Source organism: Candidatus Sodalis endolongispinus, assembly GCF_018777395.1.
Taxonomy (GTDB): Bacteria; Pseudomonadota; Gammaproteobacteria; order Enterobacterales; family Enterobacteriaceae; genus Sodalis_B; species Sodalis_B endolongispinus.
In genome coordinates this window covers 2,321,017-2,343,592 of record NZ_JAFJYC010000001.1, presented here as the reverse complement: position 1 = coordinate 2,343,592, position 22,576 = coordinate 2,321,017, and the positions used below count along the sequence as shown (strand labels likewise).

Sequence of the window (22,576 nt, the reverse complement as noted above, 5' to 3'; positions counted from 1 at the left end):
AGCGCCAGCCGCCGGCGCGGGCCATTAACTGCGGCGCCAGGTTGCTCCTTGCATGCCATCTTTTAACCGCGGCGCCAGATAGTCCCCTGATGGCCATCTTCCAGCACAATGCCGAGCGCGGTCAGTTTATCCCGGGCTTCATCCGCCAATGCCCACTGCCGGGCCTTGCGCGCGTCATTGCGCTGCTGAATAAGCACCTCAATCATGGCAGTGTCATCCGCGTCTTCCACGGCGCCCTGTTGCAGGAAGGCGGCAGGGCTCTGCTCCAGCAGGCCCAACACGCCGGCCAGCTGGCGTAACGTCGCCGCCATCCCCTGCGCCGCCGTCGGCTGTTCGCTTTTCAGGCTGTTGACCTCACGGGCGAGGTCGAACAGGACGGAATAGGCTTCCGGCGTATTGAAATCATCATCCATCGCGGCGGTGAATTGCGCCACAAAGTGGTCCCCGCCGGCGGTAACCGCTTTCGCATCGGTACCGCGCAGGGCGATATACAGGCGCTCAAGGGCCGCGCGCGCCTGTTTGAGATTATCTTCACTGTAATTCAGCTGACTGCGGTAATGGCCGGACATCAGGAAATAGCGTACGGTTTCGGCATCGTAATACCGCAGGACGTCGCGCACGGTGAAAAAGTTGCCCAGCGATTTCGACATCTTCTCGCGATCGACCATCACCATGCCGGTGTGCATCCAGACATTGACGTAGGGGCCATCATGGGCACAGGTGGACTGCGCAATCTCATTTTCGTGATGGGGAAAAATCAAATCCGACCCGCCGCCGTGAATGTCGAAATGATGGCCAAGCTGCCGGCCGTTCATGGCCGAACACTCGATGTGCCAGCCGGGGCGGCCGTCGCCCCACGGCGATGGCCAGCTCGGCTCGCCGGGATTTGACATTTTCCACAGCACGAAGTCCATGGGATTTCGTTTGACCTCGGCCACTTCAACGCGGGCGCCGGCCTGAAGCTGCTCCAGATCCTGACGGGACAGCAAGCCATAATCGCTGTCGCTGTCCACGGCGAACATCACATCACCGTTGGTGGCCACATAGGCATGATTTCTGTCGATAAGCTGACCAACCAGTTCGACTATTGCGTCTATATAGTGCGTGGCGCGCGGCTCCTGATCGGGTCGCAGGATATTCAACTGGTCGAAATCGCTATGCATCTCGCTAATCATACGCTCTGTAAGCTGCTGAAAAGTCTCTCCATTCTCAGCGGCGCGACGAATAATCTTGTCCTCGATATCGGTGATATTACGGACATAATTCACCTCATAACCACGGTAGCGAAGATAGCGGGTGACGACGTCAAAGGCGACGAAGGTGCGCCCATGGCCGATGTGGCAAAGGTCGTACATGGTGATGCCGCACACATACATACCGACTTTACCGGCATGGATAGGTTTAAATTCCTCTTTTTGGCGGGTCAGGGTGTTAAAAATCTTTAGCATCGAAAATCATTCCATGTGTCTGCAGATTACGCGTGTAGAGCGCCCAGCGGTAAAGGTCAATAAACCTAACTGGGTATTGAACCCTGAAGCCGCAGCTATTGCAAGGGTATGCCACGGAATTACCGGTGGTCGACGTGGCGCGGGAAGGGAAACCGTGGGCCGTTGCTGACTCTATGGCAGAGTTATGCTATAAAACCCATCTGCCCGTACACTTTGTATGAATGCAATTCATCAGACTTTCAGGACATTAACTATGGTCACTTTACATACCAATCACGGCGATATCGTTATCAAAACCTTTGCCGACAAAGCGCCGTTATCCGTTGAGAATTTCCTCAATTATTGCCGCAGCGGGTTTTATGACAACACCATTTTCCACCGCGTGATTAACGGCTTCATGATCCAGGGCGGCGGTTTTGTCCCCGGCATGGAGCAAAAAGATACCGAGGCGCCGGTGAAAAACGAAGCCAACAATGGTCTGAAAAACAACCGCGGTACGCTGGCAATGGCCCGTACCAACGATCCGCATTCCGCCACGGCGCAATTTTTTATCAACGTGGTGGATAATGACTTTCTTAACTTCCGCTCCGAGCGCCCCGACGGCTGTGGATACTGCGTCTTCGCCGAAGTGACCGAGGGGCTGGACGTGGTCGACAAAATCAAAGGTGTGGCCACCGGCCGCAGCGGCATGCATCAGGACGTCCCGAAAGAAGATGTCATCATCACCCATGTGACCGTTGCGGAGTAACCTCGCCCGCATGTCAACCCTGTTCGTCGCGGATATTCATCTTTGCGCACAAGAGCCGGCGATCACCGCCGGTTTTCTGCATTTTTTGCGCACGCGCGCAATCGCCGCGCAAGCGCTGTACATTCTCGGCGATTTGTTTGAGGTGTGGATAGGCGATGACGATCCCAATCCGCTGCATCATGAGATAGCCATGGCGCTACAGGCGCTGACCAGGCGCGGCATTCCCTGCTATTTTATCCACGGCAATCGTGATTTCTTGCTCGGCAAGCGCTATGCCGCCGCCTGCGGCATGACGCTATTGCCCGCCCAGCGGGTGATGCAGCTAGACGGGTTGCGGGTGGTGATTTTGCATGGCGACACGCTGTGCACCGACGATAACGACTATCAGCGTTTTCGCCGACGGGTGCATCAGCGGTGGCTACAGCGGCTGTTTTTGTCCCTTCCGCTGCGGCTGCGGCTGCGTATTGCCGACAGGATGCGTGCCAATAGCCAGCGCGCTAACGCCGATAAAACCGCCGACATCATGGATGTCAATGCGCAGACGGTTATGGCGGTGATGGAGGATACCGGCGCGACGGTGATGATCCATGGCCATACCCACCGGCCGGCGATACATCAACTGCCAGGGGAGCGCCGTCGTTCGGTACTGGGCGCCTGGCACCATCAGGGATCGGCCATCGAGGTTTCCACCAGCGGCGTGATGCTGCATGAGTTTGCTTTCGGCGGCTGAAATCCGCCGTCGGTGACCCCGTGCGGCGTTCTCCTTCCCCTGAAGCGATAAGCTTATGTCTGCTGTCCTGCTTACCTTCGGCGCCGCCGGTCTTACGACGCCGGCAGGAATTACCCCAAAGCCGCATGGAGAAACGCTAAAGCGTTTCCACCACGACAAACTCTTCCACCACCAGCGCCATTTCCTCCGACCAGCGGCCGGCGCGAGTGAAAAATGCCCGGTGCGCGTCGCGCCAGTAAGCCAAACTGAGATCCCCTTCGCCTTCTTTGGCCGCCATTGCCGCCGTCACATCGCAAAAATGCACGAGGCGCAGGGCGGTGGGGCGGATAACCGCCAGCGGGCGCTCACGGCCGTCAAGGATCACGCTGTAATCACCAATGCGCGGCGAGGCTGCATCTTGCCGATAGGCCTCCAGCGCGCTGCAGGTGGCGGTTTTTATCCCGCCTGCGACCAGCGTCCCTAATTCGTCGGCCATGTCCGCGCTGTCGCCGAATGCCCAGAATGCTGCGCCCGGATACTTTGCCGCAAGCGCTGCATTTTCCTTTAGGTTATTTTCCATAAGCTATGTCTCGTTAATCCCTGCCCGCAGCTGCGGTGGCAAGGTCGTTAGTGAATGAAACCGTGGGCTGCATGTTAGGCTGCGCGGCGCGGTTTTTCATGAGGCTAAATCGCCGCCGGCGGCTACGCAACCGTTTTCCTCCCTGTAGACCCACGATATGCTCTACGCTAGGATAATCAGGCCGCACGGTCTGCTAGCAATGCCGACATTATGATCACAGGAGCACAACGCGTATGCAATCCACCCTCGCCACGGCAAAAATAGCCATTGTCATGGGCTCCCAAAGCGATTGGAGCACCCTGCAATTTGCCGCGGAAATTCTCACCGCGCTGCACGTTCCTTTTAATGCGGAAATCGTCTCAGCGCACCATACGCCGGATAAGTTATTCAGCTTCGCTGAGCAGGCGGCAGCCAACGGGTATGCGGTGATTATTGCCGGCGCGGGCGGCGCGGCGCATCTGCCGGGTATGCTGGCGGCCAAGACTCTGGTACCGGTATTGGGTGTGCCGGTGCAAAGCGCGGCGCTAAGCGGCGTGGACAGCCTGTATTCTATCGTACAAATGCCGCGCGGCATCCCGGTCGGCACCCTGGCCATCGGCAAAGCCGGCGCCGCCAACGCCGCCCTGTTGGCCGCCCAGATTTTAGCGCTGCATGATACCGCGCTGGCCGGACGTCTGAGCCAGTGGCGCCAACAGCAAACCGATGAGGTGCTGAGCCATCCCGATCCGAGGGAACAGGCATGAAGCCGGTCTGCGTGCTGGGCAACGGCCAATTGGGTCGGATGCTGCGGCAAGCCGGCGAGCCGCTGGGTATCGCGGTGTTTCCGGTCGGCCTCGATGCCGAACCCGCCTCCGTCCCGTTCCAGCAAAGTGTCATCACCGCCGAAATCGAGCGCTGGCCAGAGACCGCCCTCACCCGCGAACTGGCGCGTCACAATGGCTTTCAACCGTGATATTTTTCCCCGGCTGGCCGACCGGTTAACGCAAAAGCTGCTGCTGGATCAGTTGCGCCTGGCGACTGCCCCCTGGGATCCGCTGACCGGCGCCGCCCAATGGCCGGAGGTGTTTGTTTCCTTCGGCAGTCTGGCGATTGTCAAACGCCGGGTGGGCGGCTATGACGGTCGCGGGCAATGGCGGCTTCATCCAGGAGACGAGGCCGCCCTGCCCCAGGACTGCTACGGCACCTGCATCGTCGAGCAGGGGATCGCCTTTGACGGCGAAGTGTCGCTGGTGGGTGCGCGTTCCGCCGACGGCGCTCAGGTTTTTTACCCGCTAACCAATAATGTCCACCAGGATGGCATTCTGCGCGCCAGCGTTGCGTTTCCCACCCCGGACAGCGGCCTGCAACGGCAGGCGGAAACTATGCTCGGCGCTATCCTGCACGAACTGGACTATGTCGGCGTGATGGCGATGGAGTGTTTTATCGTCGGCGATCGGTTACTTATCAATGAACTGGCGCCGCGGGTACATAACAGCTGCCACTGGACGCAAAACGGCGCTTCCATCAGTCAATTTGAGCTGCATTTGCGCGCCATTCTGGGGCGGCTGCCGCTGCCGGCGCCGGTCGTCAGCGCGCCCGCGGTGATGGTGAATGTGATAGGCAGCGAGGTCAACATCGACTGGCTGACGGACCCGCTGGTCCATTTGCATTGGTACGAAAAAGAGGTCCGCGCCGGGCGCAAGGTCGGGCACCTGAACCTGTGCCATCCCAATGGCAAGGCACTCAGCCGCAGTCTGCAGCAGTTGATGACGCTGTTGCCGGCGGCATACGAACACGGCATCCGCTTGGCGAGACAAATACTGGCAGACTGAGGATGGCTCCGCCGGGCAGGGCTGCCCGGCGGCCTTGCTTAGGCTTTTACCGCCTGTAGCGCTGCGTTAAGCGTGGCGCTCGGACACATGGCTTTGCTGGCCTGCGCCGGATTCGGGTGGTAATAGCCGCCGATATCCACCGCGTGGCCCTGTACCTGATTCAGCTCCGCTACAATCTTCTGCTCATTGTCTGCCAGGGTACGGGCAAGAGCGGTGAACTGCTGCTGCAGCGCCAGATCGTCGTTTTGCTCCGCCAGCGCCTGCGCCCAGAACAGCGCCAGATAAAAATGACTGCCGCGGTTGTCCAGCTCGCCCGTTTTGCGGGACGGCGATTTGTTGTCGTCGAGGAACTTGCCGGTGGCCTGATCCAGCGTTTTCGCCAGCACTTTCGCCTTGCTGTTAGTGCCCGCGATACAGACATGCTCCAGCGAAGCGGCCAGCGCCAGGAATTCTCCCAGCGAGTCCCAGCGCAGATGGTTTTCCTGCACAAACTGCTGCACGTGTTTCGGCGCGGAGCCGCCGGCGCCGGTTTCAAACAGGCCGCCGCCGGCCATCAACGGTACGATTGAGAGCATTTTGGCGCTAGTCCCCAACTCCATAATCGGGAACAGGTCTGTCAAATAGTCGCGCAACACGTTACCGGTGACCGAGATGGTATCCTTGCCCGCGCGAATACGATCGATAGAGAACCGCGTGGCCTCCACCGGCGACATGATGCGGATATCGAGCCCGTGCGTATCGAAGTCCTGCAGATAACGCTGCACTTTCTCAATCATGCGCGCATCGTGCGCACGGGCCGGATCGAGCCAGAATACCGCCGGCGTGTTGGATTCACGAGCGCGATTGACCGCCAGCTTCACCCAATCCTGAATCGGCGCATCTTTGGCCTGGCACATACGCCAGATATCCCCAGCTTCGACCGGATGCGTCAGCAGCACATTACCCGCTTCGTCGGCGACCTGCACCACCCCGTCAGTCGGGATCTGGAAGGTCTTGTCATGGGAACCGTATTCTTCAGCCTTTTGCGCCATCAAACCGACGTTCGGCACGCTGCCCATGGTCGTGGGATCGAAGGCGCCATGCCGTTTGCAATCCTCAATCACCACCTGATAAACGCCGGCATAGCAGCGGTCGGGAATAATGACTTTAGTATCATGTAGTTGGCCGTCAGGCCCCCACATTTTGCCGGAATCGCGGATCATCGCCGGCATTGAGGCGTCAACAATCACATCGCTTGGTACATGCAAATTGGTGATACCTTTGTCGGAATTCACCATCGCCAGCGGCGGACGCTCGGTATACAGCGCATCGATGGCCTGGGTAATCTCCGTCTGTTCCTCGGCCGGCAATGCTTTGATTTTGGCGTACAAATCTCCTATGCCGTTGTTGGCGTCAAAGCCCAGCGTTTTCAATTTATCGTTATAGCGGGCCAGCACGTCTTGATAAAATTCCGACACCACGATACCGAACATAATCGGATCGGACACTTTCATCATGGTGGCTTTCAAATGCAGCGATAGCAGCACCCCTTGCCGTTTGGCATCGGTAATCTGCTGCGCGATAAAGCTGCTCAAAGCTTTTTTGCTCATTACCGCGGCGTCGATGATTTCGCCGCTGTTGACGGCGGTTTTGGCTTTCAGCACCTGCTTGGCGCCATCGCGGCCGATAAGTGTGATACTGACGTTGCCGTCGCGTTCAATCCGCGCGGATTTCTCGCTGCCGTAGAAATCGCCCTCTTGCATATGCGCGACGTGGGAGAGGGATGACGACGTCCATGCGCCCATGCGATGCGGGTGCTTACGGGCGTAATTCTTCACCGACAGCGGCGCGCGGCGATCGGAGTTACCTTCGCGCAACACCGGATTGACCGCGCTGCCTTTAATTTTATCATAGCGGGCCTTGGCCTCTTTTTCCGCGTCGGATTTCGGCTCGTCGGCATAATCCGGCACCGCATAACCCTGCGCCTGCAGCTCTTTAATGGCGGCCTTCAACTGCGGCAGCGATGCGCTGATATTCGGCAGTTTAATGATATTGGCTTGCGGCGTGACCGCCAGTTGGCCCAGTTCCGCCAGATGGTCCGACAGACGCTGATCCGATTGCAGATATTCCGGGAAATTGGCGAGAATACGCCCTGCCAGCGAAATATCACGGGTCTCGACGGCGATCCCCACGGATTGGGTGAAGGCACGGATAATGGGCAGCAGCGAGTAAGTCGCCAGCGCCGGGGCTTCATCAGTGAGCGTATAGATAATCTTGGACGTGGTAGTCATTTATTACGTTAACTCCTCTCTCTCATAGCGATTGCAACTATCTGAAGAGTGCCGAACCGTTGCGTTCACCGTTGACACCCATTGGGAGCATCAGCGGAAACGCGGGTTTTCCGGATAACACTTCCTGCTGCTAAGTGGGCAGAGTGATTCTGCGAAGTGGCGGAGATCGCTGGCTGATAACCTCTGCGTAATTGGCGGACCTATTTACGTTGTAGTGTGACGACAGGCCGTTACTGTGCAGCAGGTGGCCGGGCCCTGTCAACCCAGTTGTCACTCTGCTGATTATTTTTTGTTGCTATAATGTTAGCATAATGTAAAAGCCTAGCCAAAATCCTGACCAAGTAGCCCTCTTCTCTGCACCAGACGGGCGCCAAGCAGGGTACCGAGCAGCGACAAGACCAGCATACCGCCAAGCGGCAGCGCCAACCAAAGATAAGGATCTGGCCTGGGGGGAAAATCGAACACCCGCCACTGTAGCAGCATTAGCGCCGCCTAGGCGCCGATAGCGGCGACCGCTCCCGCGACCAGCCCCAGTAAGGCGAATTCATTCCGCAACGTCGCGCGCAGCAATTTGCGGCTGGCGCCCAGTGTCCGGTAAACCACCAATTCCTGCTGGCGCTGGCGCATGCCGACCTGCACCTGCGCCGTCAGTAGCAGCCCGCCGCACAGCAGCACCAATATCACCATAATTTCCAGCGCCCGGCTGACCTGTTGCAACACCTGGCTTATCTGCTGCAGCATCGCGCCGATATCCAGCAGGCTCAGCGTAGGAAATTGGCGCGTCAATTGGGTCACCCATTGCTCGTTACCGTGGTAGCGAAAACTGGTCAGCCAGGTTTGCGGCTGCCCGTCCAGTCCCCCAGGCGGAAATATGAAGAAAAAATTCGGCCGCAGACTTTCCCAATCCACTTTCCGCAGGCTGGATACCGTGGCGGTAAAAGATTGGGTGTCGCCGGTGAAGGTCAAGCGATCGCCGATGCCAACGCCCAGATCCTTCGCCACCCCCCTGTTTCATTGAAACCTCTCCCGCGCGCGGCGGCCAGCGGCCCGCCACCAGCGGGTTATGATCGGGCAACGCGCGCAGCCAGGTCAGGTTCAACTCCCGGTTGACCGTGGGGCCACCCGGATCGTCCGGTTTAATGATGTCGGTCGCGCTGCGATCATTAATGGCGGTCAGCCGGGCGCGCACCACCGGATAAAACACGCCGGGCATCACGCCGCCCTGCTGCAAAAATTGTTGTACCGGATCCACCTGTTCGCCGGTCATATTCAACAGGAAATAGTTGGGGCTTTCCGGCGGCAATTGCTGTTGCCAGCGCTCTAGCAGGTCGCCGCGCATCACTAACAGCAGGCAGAGCAACATAAACGACAGGGAAAACGCCGCCAATTGACTCTGTGTCACCCAAGGCTGACGCAGTAAACGATTGACCGCCAGCCGCAGGGTGAGACGACGCAACGTCAGCCGCCGCAATAACAGCAGCGCCCCCCACCCGACGCAGGCCAACACCAGCGCCAGCACCGCCGGCAGGTAATAGCGCAGCGGCCAGACGGCCGATAACGTATCGCGGCGCAGTACGCGCAGCGGGCGAGTGGCCAGCAGTTGGCGGTAAGGACGCAACCCCACCAACAACGAGATCACTACCAATGAACCTAACGACCACAGCCAGGGCCATACGCCGGCGAGCGGTAGCTTACCCGGCAACACCGGCGCCAGGAGTTTTATCAGCACCGTCTCGAACGCCAGACCGGTCAGCGCGCCACACACCGCCGAAAATACCAGCAGCGCCAGCCACTGGCCAATAATCAGCTTCAACAGCGAACGTCGGCCGGCGCCGAGGGTGAGTAGCGCCGACAGTAGCAGAAAATACTGTGAACGTTCCATGGAACGATTTAGGGCGCCTCTCGATTCATCCCGGCTGTACCAGCGCTGATCGGCTTTCAACTGCGGCGTCAGCCAGTCCTCGAAGCGTTGCAGTGGCTCGGGTCCGCCGGCGAACATATAACTCCAGGTGACACGGCCGCCAGGCTGTACGGCGCCGGTTTTCTCCACGTCGGCGGTATTGATGATGCCCGGGGCGGTTTGAAACGGGTTAAAGCCACTGTCCGGTTCGCGCAGCACTCCACCCGCAGCGTCGTGTCGCCCACCTCCAGGGAATCGCCCCTTTTCAGCGCCAGCAGCCGCGGCGCCACCAACACCTCTCCCGCAGCCGGGCGCAGATTGGCCGGTCGGGTCAGCAAGGCGCCATACAGCGGGTAATTGCCGTCGGCGGCCTTTACCCGGGCCAATTGCGCCGCATCACCGGCAAAGGTCATGGTCATAAACGTCAACTGCCGGCTGAACGTCAGTCCGTCGGCGGCGGCCTGAGAAAGCCAGCGTTCATCCACCGGCCGCGCCGCGCGCAGCACCCGATCGCCGGCCAAGAAATCGCGGCTTTGCTGGTTTAGCCCTTTTTCCATCCGATCGCTCAGCGTTCCCAGCGCCAGCACGCAGGCTACCGGCAAGGTCAGCGCCAGCCAGACGATTAACATGGAGGGAGTTCGCCATTCGCGCCAGAACCAGCGAGCTATCATGCCACTTCCTCCAACCGGCCGTCCTGCAAACGCAGTCGGCGTTCACAGCGCGCGGCCAGTTGCCGGTCGTGCGTGACCAGAATAAGGGTAGTGGCGAAATCCTGTTTCAGGCTAAACAGCTCGTCGGCGATGCGATCGCCGGTGGTCCGGTCCAGATTACCGGTCGGTTCGTCGGCGAACAGAATTTGTGGCCGGCCGCTGAAGGCGCGCGCCAGCGCCACCCGCTGCTGTTCGCCGCCGTAAAGTTGCGCCGGTAAATGGGATAAGCGCTGTCCCAGTCCCAGCTGCGTTAACAAGGCCACCGCCTGTTCGCTGGCTTTGACGCTCACCCTCACCTCTAAGCAGCGCCGGCAATTGCACGTTCTCCAGCGCCGTCAAGGTGGGTACCAGCATGAACGACTGAAAGACGAAGCCAATATGGCGGGCGCGCAGCGCGGCGCGACGTTCTTCATTCAGCGCCGTCAGACTGTGCCCCAGCAAATGCACGGCGCCGTCGCTACCGTCGTCAAGACCGGCCAGGATCCCAAGTAGCGTCGATTTACCGGAACCGGATTCGCCAATCAGCGCTATTGTTTGCGCGGGTTTGACAACCAGCTCAACTCCGGTAAGGATGGAGATATGGTGTTCACCCTGACCGACGTGCTTACTAAGATGATGAACTTCAAGAACGTTTTCCGCTGGCATTTCCCTTTCCTTATTCTGTTGAGTCTGGTGAGCGTACGGGCTCTGGCCGCCGATACGCTTTTGGTTCTGGGCGACAGTCTGAGCGCCGGTTACCGGATGCCCGCAGCACGCGCCTGGCCCGCGCTGTTGGCCGCGCGCTGGCAGCAGGACGATAACGCTATCAATGTGGTCAATGCCAGCATCAGCGGTGATACTGCCACCCAGGGCGTAGCCCGCCTGCCGGCGCTGCTGCGCGAGCATAAGCCACGCTGGGTGGTCATCGATCTGGGCGGGAATGATGGTCTGCGCGGTTTCTCACCGCCGCAGATAGAACAAGATTTGGTCAAAGCGATTACCTTAAGCCAACAGGCGGGCGCGCAGCCACTACTGATGCAAATTCGCCTGCCGCCAAATTATGGCAAGCGCTATACGGAAACCTTTAGCGCCATATATCCCAGACTGGCGAGCCGGTATGCCGTTCCTTTAATACCGTTTTTATGGAACAAATCTATCTGCGGCCGGAGTGGATGCAGGACGACGGCATTCATCCCAACCCGGACGCTCAACCTTTCATCGCGCAATGGATGGCGGACCGCCTGTTGCCTTTACTTAAACATGAATCATAGGCAAGGAGAGCGATAGTTGGGTAAAGTTATGCAAAAAGCCGTGCTGATTACCGGTTGCTCCAGCGGCATCGGCCTGGCGGCAGCCCGGTATTTGCGCGCGCGGATACCGGGTATTGGCCGCCTGCCGTCAGGCGCAGGACGCGGCGCGGCTGGCGGCGGAGGGCTTTGAGGCGCTGACGCTGGATTTGGACAATCCCGCAAGCGTTGACGCCGCCGCCGATGAGGTGCTACGGCTGACCGGCAGCCGGCTGTACGGGCTGTTCAACAATGCCGGTTACGGCATGTACGGTGCGCTGGCGACCCTGAGTCGTCGCCAGTTGGAGCAGCAATTTTCCGCCAATCTGTTCGGCATTCATCAATTGACCCAGCGGCTGCTGCCTGCCATGGTACCTCATGGCGAGGGGCGGATTATTCATACCAGTTCGATCATGGGGCTTATTTGCACGCCGGGCCGGGGCGCCTATGCCGCCTCCAAATTCGCCCTGGAAGCGTGGTCGGATACATTACGCATGGAGTTACACGGCAGCGGCGTGCAGGTCAGCCTGATTGAACCGGGTCCGATCGCCACGTCTTTTAGCACGAACCTGACCCATAACCGGGCGGATCAGCGGGTGACCAAGCCCGGCATCGCCCGGCGATTTACGCTGCCGCCGGAGGCCGTGTTGCCAAAATTGCGCCATGCACTGGAAAGTCCCCGGGCCAGATTACGTTATCCGGTTACCCTGGTGGCGCACGCTATGTCGTGGTTGCGTCGCGTCCTGCCCGGGCGCTGGCTGGATAGGATTTTACGCGGCAAACATTGAAGCGCGGCATCACCGCCCTCATGTATTGCCAAAACCATTGAGAGAAATTTCATGTTAAACGCCACGGTAGTTGAAATTAACGAAACCAACCTGCAGCAAACGCTGGAGCAATCCATGCAGGTACCGGTGCTGTTCTATTTCTGGTCCCAGCGCAGTCCGCACTGCGAGCAATTGACGCCGGTGCTGGACAAGCTGGCGCAGGAATACGCCGGGTAATTTGTGCTGGCGAAGGTCGACTGCGACGAACAGCAGCATGTCGCCGCCCAATTCGGGCTGCGTGCCATCCCCACGGTGTATTTGTTCAAGGATGGCCAGCCGCTGGACGGTTTTCAAGGCCTGCAACCGGAAGACGCGGTGCGCGAATTATTGACCCGTGCTCTGCCGGATCCGGCCGAGCTGCAATTGCAGGAGGCTACGTCGCTGGTGCAGGCCGGGGACTTCGCCGGGGCGCTGCCGCTTTTGAAAGCGTTATGGCAGGAACCCAAGCCCGCCAGCGAGGCCGGTCTGCTGCTGGCGGAAACCTATTTGCAGTTGAATCGTCCCGACGATGCGCAGGCGGTGTTGGACCAGTTCCCGCTGCAGGATAAAGATACCCGTTACCAGGGACTGCTGGCGCAAATTGAACTGCTGCGTCAGGCGGCGGACACACCAGAAATTCAACAATTGCAGCAGCAGGTGCAAAATGCGCCGCAAGATGCCGCGCTGGCGGTGCAGTTGGCCCTGCAGCTTCATCAGGTAGGCCGTAATGAGGAAGCGCTGGCGCTGTTGATGGGGCATTTGAAAAGCGATCTCGGCGCCGCCGCCGGCGAAGCGCGTAAAATTCTGATGGATATTTTGGCGGCATTGGGCACCGGCGACGCCTTGGCGGGCAAATATCGTCGCCAACTTTACTCTCTGCTGTATTGATCCTTTCCGCAAGGCAGGCGCGTACCGCCTGCCTTATTTTGGCCGTTCCTTCTCCCCCGATCACGGCCAAAAGCGCAAAATAACGCGCCTGATGCCCTGCAATAGCATGATCCCGCCCCTTTTATTGCGCGAATCACTGTAACCTGGCGCGCTTTGTTGTATCTTCTCTTTTACGACACGCGACTCGCCGCAAGGGGCAAGCTGGCGGCCCGGTGCGTTATTCTCTGGAAATGAAAAGGAGCTTTCACCTATGTTAATGGTCATTCCCGTTCTGGTCGTGCTCGCCCTTATCGTAGTCGCTGCGGGTATCAAGATCGTGCCGCATGGCTACCAATGGACGGTAGAGCGATTCGGTCGCTTTACGCAGGCGCTGACACCCGGTCTGAACCTGGTGGTGCCGTTTATGGACCGCATCGGCCGTAAAATCAACATGATGGAACAGGTGCTGGATATCCCCTCCCAGGAGATCATCTCCAAGGATAACGCCAACGTCACTATCGACGCCGTCTGTTTTATCCAGGTGGTGGATGCCGCGCGCGCGGCCTATGAAGTCAGTAACCTTGAGCAGGCGATCCTCAATCTGACCATGACCAATATCCGTACCGTGCTCGGCGCCATGGAGCTGGACGAAATGCTGTCTCAGCGCGACAGCATTAACGTCCGGCTGCTGCAAATCGTCGACGAGGCGACCAATCCCTGGGGGATCAAAGTCACCCGCGTCGAGATCCGCGATGTGCGGCCGCCGGCGGAAATGATTGCGGCGATGAACGCCCAGATGAAAGCGGAGCGGACCAAGCGCGCCGATATTCTAGAGGCGGAGGGGGTGCGCCAGTCGGCCATCCTGCGCGCGGAAGGGGATAAACAATCGCAGATCCTGAAGGCCGAGGGCGAGCGGCAGTCGGCGTTTTTACAGGCCGAGGCCCGTGAGCGCGCCGCCGAAGCGGAAGCGCGGGCCACGCAGATGGTCTCCGAGGCGATCGCTGCCGGGAATATTCAGGCGATCAATTACTTCGTGGCGCAGAAATACACCGACGCGCTGCAAAAAATCGGCTCCGCCAACAACAGCAAAGTCATTATGATGCCGCTGGACGCCAGTAATCTCCTCGGCACCATTGGCGGGATTGCTGAACTTGTTAATGAGAGTAAATCCGGCCGGAGCAAGGGATGATGTTAGTGGTGATAGCGGAACACCCGCACAATTTCTGGCTGATTTTGGGCGGCCTACTGCTGGCGCTGGAAATGCTAGGGGCAAGCGGGTTTCTGCTCTGGAGCGGTATTGCCGCGCTACTGGTTGGGTTGCTGACATGGCTGGTGCCGCTTGGCTGGGAGTGGCAGGGCGCGACCTTTGCCGTGCTCACCGTCGGTTCGGCCTGGCTGTGGTGGTATCGCCTGCGCGCCGGCGATCGTCCGCGTCCGGCCTCGACGTTAAATCAGCGCGGTCAGCAGCTCATCGGGCTACGCACGCGCCTGTCTGAGCCCGTTACAACGGATTTGGCCGCCTGCGCGTGGGCGACAGCACCTGGCGTATCCAGGCCGACGAGGATCTGCCGGCGGGCACCTGGGTGGAGGTGTACGCCACGGAGGGGATTACCCTGCGCGTGCGGCGCACCGTGCAACAATAGCGGCAACTGGCCTGACGGTTACGCCAGCGGCGCGGCCTAATGCGGTGACCCGGTAAGGTGCGAGCGATCGCAACAACCCGCCAGATTGTCGATGATGGGGCAGTCTGCGCCCTGATCGCCCGGGCAACTGTTCGCCAGCGCCAACAGATGCTGACGCATCTGCGTTAATTGGGCGATGTGCGTCTCAATTTCTTCTACCTTGTTAAGCGTACGGCGTTTAACGTCGGCGCTGTGACGGCCGTGATCGTTAAACAGCGCCACCAATTCCCGGCACTCCTCAAGATTAAACCCCACCTGTCGCGCCTGGCGCAGCAGCGTCAGCTCTTCCAGATGGCGCTCGTTACAGCTGCGATAACCGTTTTCCCGGCGCAGCGGTGGCGATACCAATCCCTTCTGTTAATAGAAACAAATCGCCCTGGGGGTGAGCCCGGTTTTTTTTGCCACACTACTGATGTTCATCGTTGTCCCCCAAAGATAGCCGTCAAGGCCGCCTGATTGACCGGCGTACTGTCGGACCGCCGAAGTTCACATCACCGACCGCCGCGCTCTACCCCTTCGAGAGCGACTGCACCGAAATCTCCCTGTCACGGTACCTGCGCCAGCGTCGATATCGAGCCTGTTACCGTACCTACGCCTGCGCCGACATCTGTCAATGTACCCGCCCTTTTCCCCTGTCACTGCACCAGCGCCGGCATCCCAACGTGTGCCTGCGCTTTTCCCTGTCATTGCACCAGCGCTGGCGGCTGATTGTCCCCGTGCCTTTACCGCTAACGGCATCGGCATCGGCTATTGTAGCGCATCGCAACGCGTGACCACTAACGCCCGCCGCCATGTTAGTGGACGACAAGCGGCATGCCTCCCCCTGTTACAGCCTGCACGATGATACGGCCGGCGAGTCCTGGCGACCGCCCTCCCTCAATGGACAGCGGCATTCGCGCGGCCGAAAGCGCGCCAACCGGATTGCCCACGTTGGATTAACAGTGCCAGGGGATCAACGAGGACCGCCGGCGGGATAGCGCGCCGCGTTGACCTGCTCACTGGCATAAAAATCTACGCATTCAGCCAGGCCATCAGGCGGGATAGTAAACGTTACCTCAATTTGTAAGTGCGGATAAATGTCCCGCCCTGGATCGTTGCTATTAATTTCGAGATGCGCCTGTTCGCTCATCTGCCGACGCGTCGTCTGGCGCACCTTCAGACAGGCGTTTTCCGGGTGATACAACAGCTCCACGGCGGTGGAAATGCCCCCCAGGACAAAATGATCGACAAACGCATTAGGAAAAGAGGCCAACGCCTGATGATAGCGGCGAAGCACTTGAGCGTCTGCGCGCAGATGGCTATCAGCTGGTCATGTTGACCGGCGATAACGCCGACACCGCTCGCACGGTCGCAGCCCTCCTCGGCATCGAACGGGTCATGGCCGGCGTCCTGCCCGATGGAAAAGCGGCGGCCATTGTTTCGTTACAGCGCCAGGGCCACCGGGTGGCGATGATTGGCGATGGCATCAATGATGCGCCGGCCCTGGCGCAGGCGGAAGTCGGCATCGCAATGGGCAGCGGCAGCGATATCGCGATCGAAACCGCCGCCATTACCTTGATGCGTGCCAGCTTGCATGGCGTCGCCGATGCATTGGCGTTGTCTAATGCCACGCTGCGCAATATGAAACAAAATTTGCTGGGTGCGTTCTTTTACAACGCGATGGGTATTCCCATTGCCGCCGGGATCTTGTTTCCATTTACCGGAACGCTACTCAGTCCGGTGGTAGCGGGTGCGGCGATGGCGCTTTCCTCGATTACAGTGGTAAGTAACGCCAACCGGCTGATCCGCTTTAAGCCATCATCCGCCCGTCGCGGTTCGCGGGTGACGCCGGCGGTGGCAGATTCCTGACCGTCCGCCCGTCGCCTCATGCTACCCTTAACCAACGAAAAAGCACCGGAGCGATAGGCATGATAACTGTATTACGGCGCCTGGCGAGTCTGCTGAGCGCGTTAACGCCGGCGACGTTTCCCTGGCCGGGTATGGATGTCAGTCTGGTATCGGGGCGGCAATTTCATCTGGTGGGCAGCATTCATATGGGAACTTCAGCAATGGCCCCCCTGCCCGCGCGCCTGTTGGAACGCCTCAAGCAGGCCCAGGCGCTGATCGTGGAGGCGGACATCACCGCAAGCACACCGCTCGCAAGCGCCGACGAGGCACAAACCCCCTTAAGGGACCGGCTATCCGCTTCGCATTATGATCGCGTGCGCCAGTTGAGCGAAGAATACCATTTCGATCTCGCGGCGCTCGACGCCCTGCCGGCCTGGCATGTCGCGCTGCTGCTGCAATCCCGTCAAGCTGAGCGGCTGGGTTTGCGCGCCGATTACGGCATCGATTATCAATTGATCCAGGCCGCACGCGCCAATGATCAAACGATTATTGAGCTGGAAGGACCGGAGGAACAGCTGGGGCTGTTGCGCAGATTACCGGATCAAGGCGCGGCGCTGCTGGCTGACACGCTGACACATTGGCACACCAATGCGCGCCTGCTGCAGGTGATGATCGGCTGGTGGCTGGAGAGCCGACCGGTGGACGTGCGCCAGGCGTTTCCCTCAACCTTCAGTCAGGATCTCTACAGCTATTTGATGACCGACCGCAATCATCGTTGGAAATCCACGCTGCAACAGCTGCCACCAGGGGCTTACGTCGTAGCGGTCGGCGCCTTGCATCTTTACGGCGCGGATAATCTTCCAGGCCTGCTGCGGCAATGAACACCGGCGAGGATCATTTACCCGCCGCCGCGCTTGCGCTACTCTGAACGCCCGTATTTTCTGTCTGCAGGACTCCGTCATGACGCCCGCGGTTACCTTACTGGAAAAACACCGTATTCCTTTTACTCTGCACGCCTACGATCACGATGCCGATGAAACCCATTTCGGCGAGGAGGCGGTACAGAAATTGGGGCTGAGCGCCGATCGGGTCTATAAAACGTCATTGGTCTGCCTCAATGGCGAAACGCGGCAGTTGGCGGTGGCGGTCACCCCGGTTTCGCTGCAGTTGGATTTAAAAAAAGTCGTGCGCGCTTTGGGCGCCAAAAAAGCGGAAATGGCTGATGCGCAGCTGGCGCAGAAATCTACTGGCTATCTGGTGGGCGATATTAGCCCGCTGGGGCAGAAAAAACGCCTGCCGACGGTTATTGATGCACCGACGCTTACGCCTCGCCAGCGCCTGCTAAACGCGCAAAAATACGCCATTCTGTGCATATTGCGCTTTAAGAGCGGCCTTTTTGCCAGCCGTAGCGAAATTTTATTGCGCTGCGCGCGGCAGCAACGCAAAATTCGGCCGCGGCGCCGGGCCCGCCAGCGGGCGACGTCGTTTGATTTGCCTAGCGAAATAGCGCGTTACCATTTTTTTCCTTCATTTCATTTTATTTGTCAATTTTAGGTAAAAAACGTTCACTCACAGGCAAGATCCCCTAAACTGAATATGTAACACTTTGTATCAACCGATGACAGAGGAGTCTTGATGCATCATGCCACGCCGCTCATCAATACCATTGTAGGAGGGCTCGTCCTGGCATTTTTGCTTGGGATAGCAGCAAATCGGTTGCGTATCTCTCCTCTGGTGGGCTATCTGGCCGCCGGCGTGCTGGTAGGCCCCTTTACCCCCGGCTTTGTCGCCGATACTTCATTGGCGTCGGAACTGGCGGAGCTGGGCGTGATCCTGCTGATGTTCGGCGTCGGGCTACATTTCTCCTTGAAAGATCTCATGGCGGTAAAGCACATCGCTATCCCCGGCGCCATCGCGCAAATTGCCGTGGCGACATTGTTGGGTATGGTGTTTTCCTCGGTCATGGGCTGGACGTTGCTAAACGGCCTGGTGTTCGGCCTGTGCTTGTCAACCGCGAGTACCGTGGTGCTGTTGCGCGCCCTGGAAGAACGGCAGATGATAGATAGCCGCCGCGGCCAAATCGCCATCGGCTGGCTTATCGTTGAGGATCTGGTCATGGTGCTGACGCTGGTGCTGATGCCAGCGTTCGGCGACATTATCGGTACCCAGGTCACCGGCAGCGCACAGCTCTGGCGTGAACTGGCGTTGACGATAGGCAAAGTGGTCGCCTTTATCACCTTGATGATCGTCGTGGGCCGCCGGCTGGTCCCTTGGGTACTGGCTAGGAGCGCCAGCACCGGCTCCCGTGAATTGTTTACCCTCGCCGTACTGGCGCTAGCGCTCGGAATTGCCTTCGGTGCGGTGGAGCTCTTCGGCGTCTCCTTTGCGCTCGGCGCCTTTTTCGCCGGCGTGGTGCTAAACGAGTCCGAGCTCAGCCACCGCGCCGCGCATGATACCCTGCCGCTGCGCGACGCCTTTGCCGTCTTGTTTTTTGTCTCGGTGGGTATGCTTTTCGACCCCACGATTCTATTGCGGGAGCCGCTGGCGGTACTGGCGACCCTGGCCATCATCTTGTTGGGCAAATCGGCTGCGGCCTTTGCGCTGGTCAAATTGTTCGGGCTGTCGCTTCGCACGTCATTAACCATCGCCGTCAGCCTGGCCCAAATCGGGGAATTCGCGTTTATTCTCGCCGGCCTCGGCATCGCGCTCGATATGTTGTCCGAACAAGGGCGCCATTTGGTATTGGCGGGCGCCATTTTGTCGATAATGATTAATCCGCTGATGTTCGCCCTGCTGGAGCGCTATTTGGCACGTTATGATAATGAAAACGACACCAGCGAACCGCAGCAAGAAGAGAATGCCCCCCTGCCTCCGTCGGTATGCCACCACGCGTTGTTGGTGGGCTATGGTCGCGTGGGTAGCCTTATCGGGGCGAAATTGTTGCAGGCGGGCGTGCCGATGGTGGTGGTGGAAAACACCCGCGCCCGCGTGGATGCGCTGCGTGACCAGGGGGTAAATGTGGTGCTCGGCAACGCGGCCCGCGCCGAGATCATGGCGTTGGCGCGGCTGGATACCGCGCGCTGGCTGCTGGTGACCATTCCCAACGGATTTGAGGCGGGAGAGATTGTCGCGCTGACGCGCGAACAACACCCGGATTTAAAGATTATCGTCCGCGCGCATTACGACGATGAGGTGGATTACATCACCGAACGCGGTGCGACACAGGTCGTGATGGGCGAACGGGAAATCGCCAACAGTATGATAGCTCTGCTTAATCAGGAAATGGAGCTTGTGCCCCCACAGCCTTCCTGCGCGGTATAAAAATAGCGCGGCCCGCGCCGGCAGCGACTGGCGGGAAGTGACGGCGGATACCGGCCGCCGCAATCCTAAGGAACGGCCCAGGCTATTTCTGCCCGCGCCGTGACAGGGGTGAAGTGTCGGCGAACACCGCGCCGACGCAATCCTATGGAACGACCCAGGCCTTATGGGCCGCCGCAGGCGACGTGAGGGTTAGCGCAGCTCCGCCGTTACAAGCTGGCGCAACATATCCACATGCGCCGCATCATCATTCAGCGCCGGGATGTAATGGAACGTACTTCCACCGGCATGTTCAAATATCTCCCGGTTTTGCACCTGAATCTCCTCCAGCGTTTCCAGGCAATCAGCGGCAAATCCGGGGCAAATCACCTGAACATGCCGCACGCCCGTTGAAGGCAGGCTTTTCATCGTTTCATCGGTGGCTGGCAGCAGCCAGGGATCGCGGCCGAAGCGCGACTGGAAGGTCATCATGACCTGCTCTGGCGGGTAATCCAACGCCGCAGCCAGGGCTTGACGGGTGACGTCACACCGCTGCGGGTAATCGTCACCCTCCACGGCGTAGCGCTGCGGTATGCCGTGGAATGAAATAACCAGCCGATCCGGTTTGCCGTGCCGGGCAAACGCGTGCTCAACGCTTGCGGTCAGCGCGGCGATATAGGTCGGATGCGCCGCGTAATCGCGGATAAAACTTATCGACGGTAACCGGCGGTAGCCGGTGAGAATTCGCGCCACCGCATCCCAAATCGCGGCGCTGGTGGAGCAGGAGTATTGCGGATACAGCGGCAGAATCACCAGTCTGGTGATGTCTTGGGCGAGCAGGCGCGCGATGGCCTGCGGCAGCGCCGGCTGACCATAGCTCATCGCCAGCTCTACCGCGACATCAGGCAAGCTGGCGGCCAGCGCCTGCTGCTGGCGACGGCTGTAGACCAGCAGCGGCGATCCCTCGTCCATCCAGACGCTTTGATAAAGCTTTGCTACCCGCGGTGAACACAGCGGCAGGATAACGCCGTACAGTAGCGGTAGCCATAGCGCCCGCGGCGTATCCACCACGCGCCTGTCGCTGAGGAATTCGGCCAAGTAACGCTTGACCGCCGAAGGTGTGGGGGCTTCCGGCGTCCCCAAATTGACCATCAATACGCCGTATTTTTCCTGGCTCATTGCCGTTTCCTTATTGGTTCGTCGCCGACGCTAACCCCATGAATTTTGCAGGGTTAAGCGCACTGTCTGAGAGGGTATTGTAGCGGAAAAGCGGCTTCTGAGAATGGTTATCATCCATTATCATTGCAATAGGTGATGTCGGAGGGGGCGGCGTCAAGAGGGAGCGCCAGCGCTCAGCCAGAATGCCAGCGTTTAATTCTGGCGTCAGCGCTCAGATATAACGCCCGCAATGGAATGCAGCGCCCATGCTCAGGTATAATACTAGCGATGATATCTGCGCCAGCGCGCAGATATAACGCCCGCAATGAAATCCAGCGCCCATGCTCAGGTATAATACTAGCGATGATATCTGCGCCAGCGCTCGGATGTCGCACCCGCGGTCAGAATCATCAATGGCGAATACGGGCACCCGCACCCGGAGGAGCGTCCGGTCAAGCATGGCTGCGGTCAATACTGGTCCCGAATTGACAGTGCCGACAGCCTGCGCCCAGTGATAAACCCGGGCGCAGGCTGTCGGCGGCGAAGGTACGGCGGTAAATCAGCCGAGGATGGCGGCCAGTTCGGCGCTGACTTCGCTCACGTTGCGGGTGCCGTCGAGGGTGAAATAACGGGTATTGCCAGCATCCGCTTCTTTACGATAATAGTCGATAAGCGGCGCGGTCTGATGATGGTACTCCACCAGACGCTTGCGTACGGTGTCTTCCTGATCATCCTTGCGGGTAGTCAACGGCTCGCCGGTCACGTCATCTTTGCCTTCTTGCTTGGGCGGATTGAATTTCACGTGATAAACCCGTCCCGAAGAGGCATGCACCCGGCGGCCGACAATGCGGTCGATGATAAGGCTATCCGGCACCGCAAACTCCAGCACATAATCCACCGCGATACCCGCCTCTTTCATGGCGTCCGCCTGAAGGAGGGTACGAGGGAACCCATCCAGCAAAAAGCCGTTGCGGCAATCGTCTTGTTTAATGCGTTCTTTGACCAGCGCGATGACCAGCTCATCGGTCACCAGCTTTCCGGCATCCATGAGGGCTTTGGCCTGCTTGCCGAGCTCGGACTGCGCTTTCACCGCGGCACGTAGCATATCGCCGGTGGAAATCTGTGGAATGCCGTACTTCTCCATGATAAATTGTGCCTGAGTGCCTTTACCAGCGCCCGGAGCGCCCAGCAGAATGATACGCATTGCGTCAATCCCCCTGCTAATCCAAAAGTATTTTAAAAACTGAAAAAAAACGATAAACCATACCACTACCGGCGCGCATTCCTCAAGCAACCGGTATCGTTGACGGCGCTTGGCCGCGGCTTTCGGATTTGCCTGAGGGAAACGACCTATTGCTGGCGTCCCGATCATAACGCAAAACCTTTTTGGCGGCGCGGGAATATCATGGCGCGAGGGGATCTTTTCGCATCCGGCGGTAAAAAACACCTCCCCGCCGCTGCGCATTAGAGACGGCAGCCCCGCGAGTCGGGGAGCTGC

Annotated in this window: 13 protein-coding genes and 10 pseudogenes; 14 read left to right on the top strand and 9 right to left on the bottom strand. The window is 59.1% G+C overall.

Annotated features, from left to right (window positions below; genetic code table 11):
• Positions 1-62: 62 nt before the first annotated feature.
• Positions 63-1,448: a cysteine--tRNA ligase gene (gene cysS, locus JZM24_RS11310; RefSeq protein WP_215669693.1), complete on the bottom strand. Its 1,386-nt coding sequence runs from the start codon at positions 1,446-1,448 to the stop codon at positions 63-65.
• A gap of 253 nt (positions 1,449-1,701) precedes the next feature.
• Between cysS and ppiB the strand changes: the two genes are divergently transcribed.
• Both ppiB and JZM24_RS11300 read left to right on the top strand, forming a co-directional pair.
• A complete protein-coding gene (gene ppiB / locus JZM24_RS11305; protein WP_215669692.1) occupies positions 1,702-2,196 on the top strand; it encodes a peptidylprolyl isomerase B in 495 nt (164 codons plus the stop codon).
• A gap of 10 nt (positions 2,197-2,206) precedes the next feature.
• Entirely contained in the window at positions 2,207-2,926 is a 720-nt protein-coding gene (locus JZM24_RS11300) for a UDP-2,3-diacylglucosamine diphosphatase (RefSeq protein WP_215669691.1), read from the top strand.
• A 136-nt stretch (positions 2,927-3,062) separates the two neighbouring features.
• On the opposite strand, the gene JZM24_RS11295 is transcribed toward JZM24_RS11300, so the two are convergent.
• Positions 3,063-3,485, bottom strand: coding sequence for an ASCH domain-containing protein (locus JZM24_RS11295; protein WP_215669690.1), 423 nt, complete (start codon positions 3,483-3,485; stop codon positions 3,063-3,065).
• 233 nt (positions 3,486-3,718) lie between these two features.
• On the opposite strand from JZM24_RS11295, the gene purE reads away from it, so the two are divergent.
• Together purE and purK are read left to right on the top strand one after the other, a co-directional pair.
• Positions 3,719-4,228 (top strand): 5-(carboxyamino)imidazole ribonucleotide mutase, encoded by a 510-nt coding sequence (gene purE, locus JZM24_RS11290; protein WP_215669689.1) that lies wholly within the window; start codon positions 3,719-3,721, stop codon positions 4,226-4,228.
• Positions 4,225-5,296, top strand: a pseudogene (gene purK / locus JZM24_RS11285) (5-(carboxyamino)imidazole ribonucleotide synthase). Before purE ends, purK begins: the two are co-directional and overlap by 4 nt.
• Positions 5,297-5,334: 38 nt before the next feature.
• Here purK and JZM24_RS11280 read toward each other — a convergent pair.
• The 3 genes and pseudogenes from JZM24_RS11280 to ybbA form a co-directional block, all read right to left on the bottom strand.
• Positions 5,335-7,566, bottom strand: a complete 2,232-nt coding sequence (locus JZM24_RS11280) for an NADP-dependent isocitrate dehydrogenase (RefSeq protein ID WP_215669688.1) — start codon at positions 7,564-7,566, stop codon at positions 5,335-5,337.
• 321 nt (positions 7,567-7,887) lie between these two features.
• Positions 7,888-10,137 (bottom strand): annotated as a pseudogene (locus JZM24_RS11275) (ABC transporter permease).
• Positions 10,134-10,821: pseudogene (gene ybbA / locus JZM24_RS11270) on the bottom strand (putative ABC transporter ATP-binding protein YbbA). Before ybbA ends, JZM24_RS11275 begins: the two co-directional pseudogenes overlap by 4 nt.
• Here ybbA and tesA point away from each other — a divergent pair.
• The 5 genes and pseudogenes from tesA (at position 10,789) to JZM24_RS11245 (ending at position 14,757) form a co-directional block, all read left to right on the top strand.
• Positions 10,789-11,426 (top strand): annotated as a pseudogene (gene tesA / locus JZM24_RS11265) (multifunctional acyl-CoA thioesterase I/protease I/lysophospholipase L1). The pseudogenes ybbA and tesA sit on opposite strands and share 33 nt — an antisense overlap.
• 28 nt (positions 11,427-11,454) lie before the next feature.
• Positions 11,455-12,229 (top strand): annotated as a pseudogene (locus tag JZM24_RS11260) (SDR family oxidoreductase).
• Between the two features lie 51 nt (positions 12,230-12,280).
• Positions 12,281-13,135: pseudogene (locus JZM24_RS11255) on the top strand (co-chaperone YbbN).
• Between the two features lie 250 nt (positions 13,136-13,385).
• Entirely contained in the window at positions 13,386-14,303 is a 918-nt protein-coding gene (locus JZM24_RS11250) for an SPFH domain-containing protein (protein ID WP_215669687.1), read from the top strand.
• Positions 14,303-14,757, top strand: a pseudogene (locus JZM24_RS11245) (NfeD family protein). Before JZM24_RS11250 ends, JZM24_RS11245 begins: the two are co-directional and overlap by 1 nt.
• A 36-nt stretch (positions 14,758-14,793) precedes the next feature.
• Here JZM24_RS11245 and cueR read toward each other — a convergent pair.
• A pseudogene (gene cueR / locus JZM24_RS11240) lies at positions 14,794-15,216 on the bottom strand (Cu(I)-responsive transcriptional regulator).
• A 2-nt stretch (positions 15,217-15,218) separates the two neighbouring features.
• Here cueR and JZM24_RS11235 point away from each other — a divergent pair.
• On the top strand, positions 15,219-15,569 hold the full coding sequence (locus tag JZM24_RS11235; protein WP_215669686.1) for a hypothetical protein: 351 nt from the start codon (positions 15,219-15,221) through the stop codon (positions 15,567-15,569).
• A gap of 179 nt (positions 15,570-15,748) precedes the next feature.
• Here the strand turns inward: JZM24_RS11235 and JZM24_RS11230 are convergent, their stop codons facing one another.
• The gene (locus JZM24_RS11230; protein ID WP_215669685.1) at positions 15,749-16,072 is read right to left on the bottom strand and encodes a hypothetical protein; all 324 of its coding nucleotides are present in this window, start codon (positions 16,070-16,072) and stop codon (positions 15,749-15,751) included.
• Here JZM24_RS11230 and JZM24_RS11225 point away from each other — a divergent pair.
• The 4 genes and pseudogenes from JZM24_RS11225 to ybaL all read left to right on the top strand — a co-directional run.
• Positions 16,057-16,644 (top strand): annotated as a pseudogene (locus JZM24_RS11225) (HAD-IC family P-type ATPase); the annotation flags it as partial. The gene JZM24_RS11230 and the pseudogene JZM24_RS11225 sit on opposite strands and share 16 nt — an antisense overlap.
• 59 nt (positions 16,645-16,703) lie before the next feature.
• Entirely contained in the window at positions 16,704-17,504 is an 801-nt protein-coding gene (locus JZM24_RS11220) for a TraB/GumN family protein (RefSeq protein ID WP_215669684.1), read from the top strand.
• Between the two features lie 79 nt (positions 17,505-17,583).
• A pseudogene (locus tag JZM24_RS11215) lies at positions 17,584-18,018 on the top strand (YbaK/EbsC family protein); the annotation flags it as partial.
• 240 nt (positions 18,019-18,258) lie between these two features.
• Positions 18,259-19,944, top strand: a complete 1,686-nt coding sequence (ybaL, locus tag JZM24_RS11210; RefSeq protein ID WP_215669683.1) for a YbaL family putative K(+) efflux transporter — start codon at positions 18,259-18,261, stop codon at positions 19,942-19,944.
• 189 nt (positions 19,945-20,133) lie between these two features.
• On the opposite strand, the gene hemH is transcribed toward ybaL, so the two are convergent.
• A complete protein-coding gene (gene hemH / locus JZM24_RS11205) occupies positions 20,134-21,099 on the bottom strand; it encodes a ferrochelatase (protein ID WP_215669682.1) in 966 nt (321 codons plus the stop codon).
• A 538-nt stretch (positions 21,100-21,637) separates the two neighbouring features.
• Positions 21,638-22,282 carry an adenylate kinase gene (gene adk / locus JZM24_RS11200; RefSeq protein WP_215669681.1) on the bottom strand — a complete coding sequence of 215 codons (645 nt, stop codon included), beginning with the start codon at positions 22,280-22,282 and terminating at the stop codon, positions 21,638-21,640.
• Positions 22,283-22,576 lie beyond the last annotated feature (294 nt).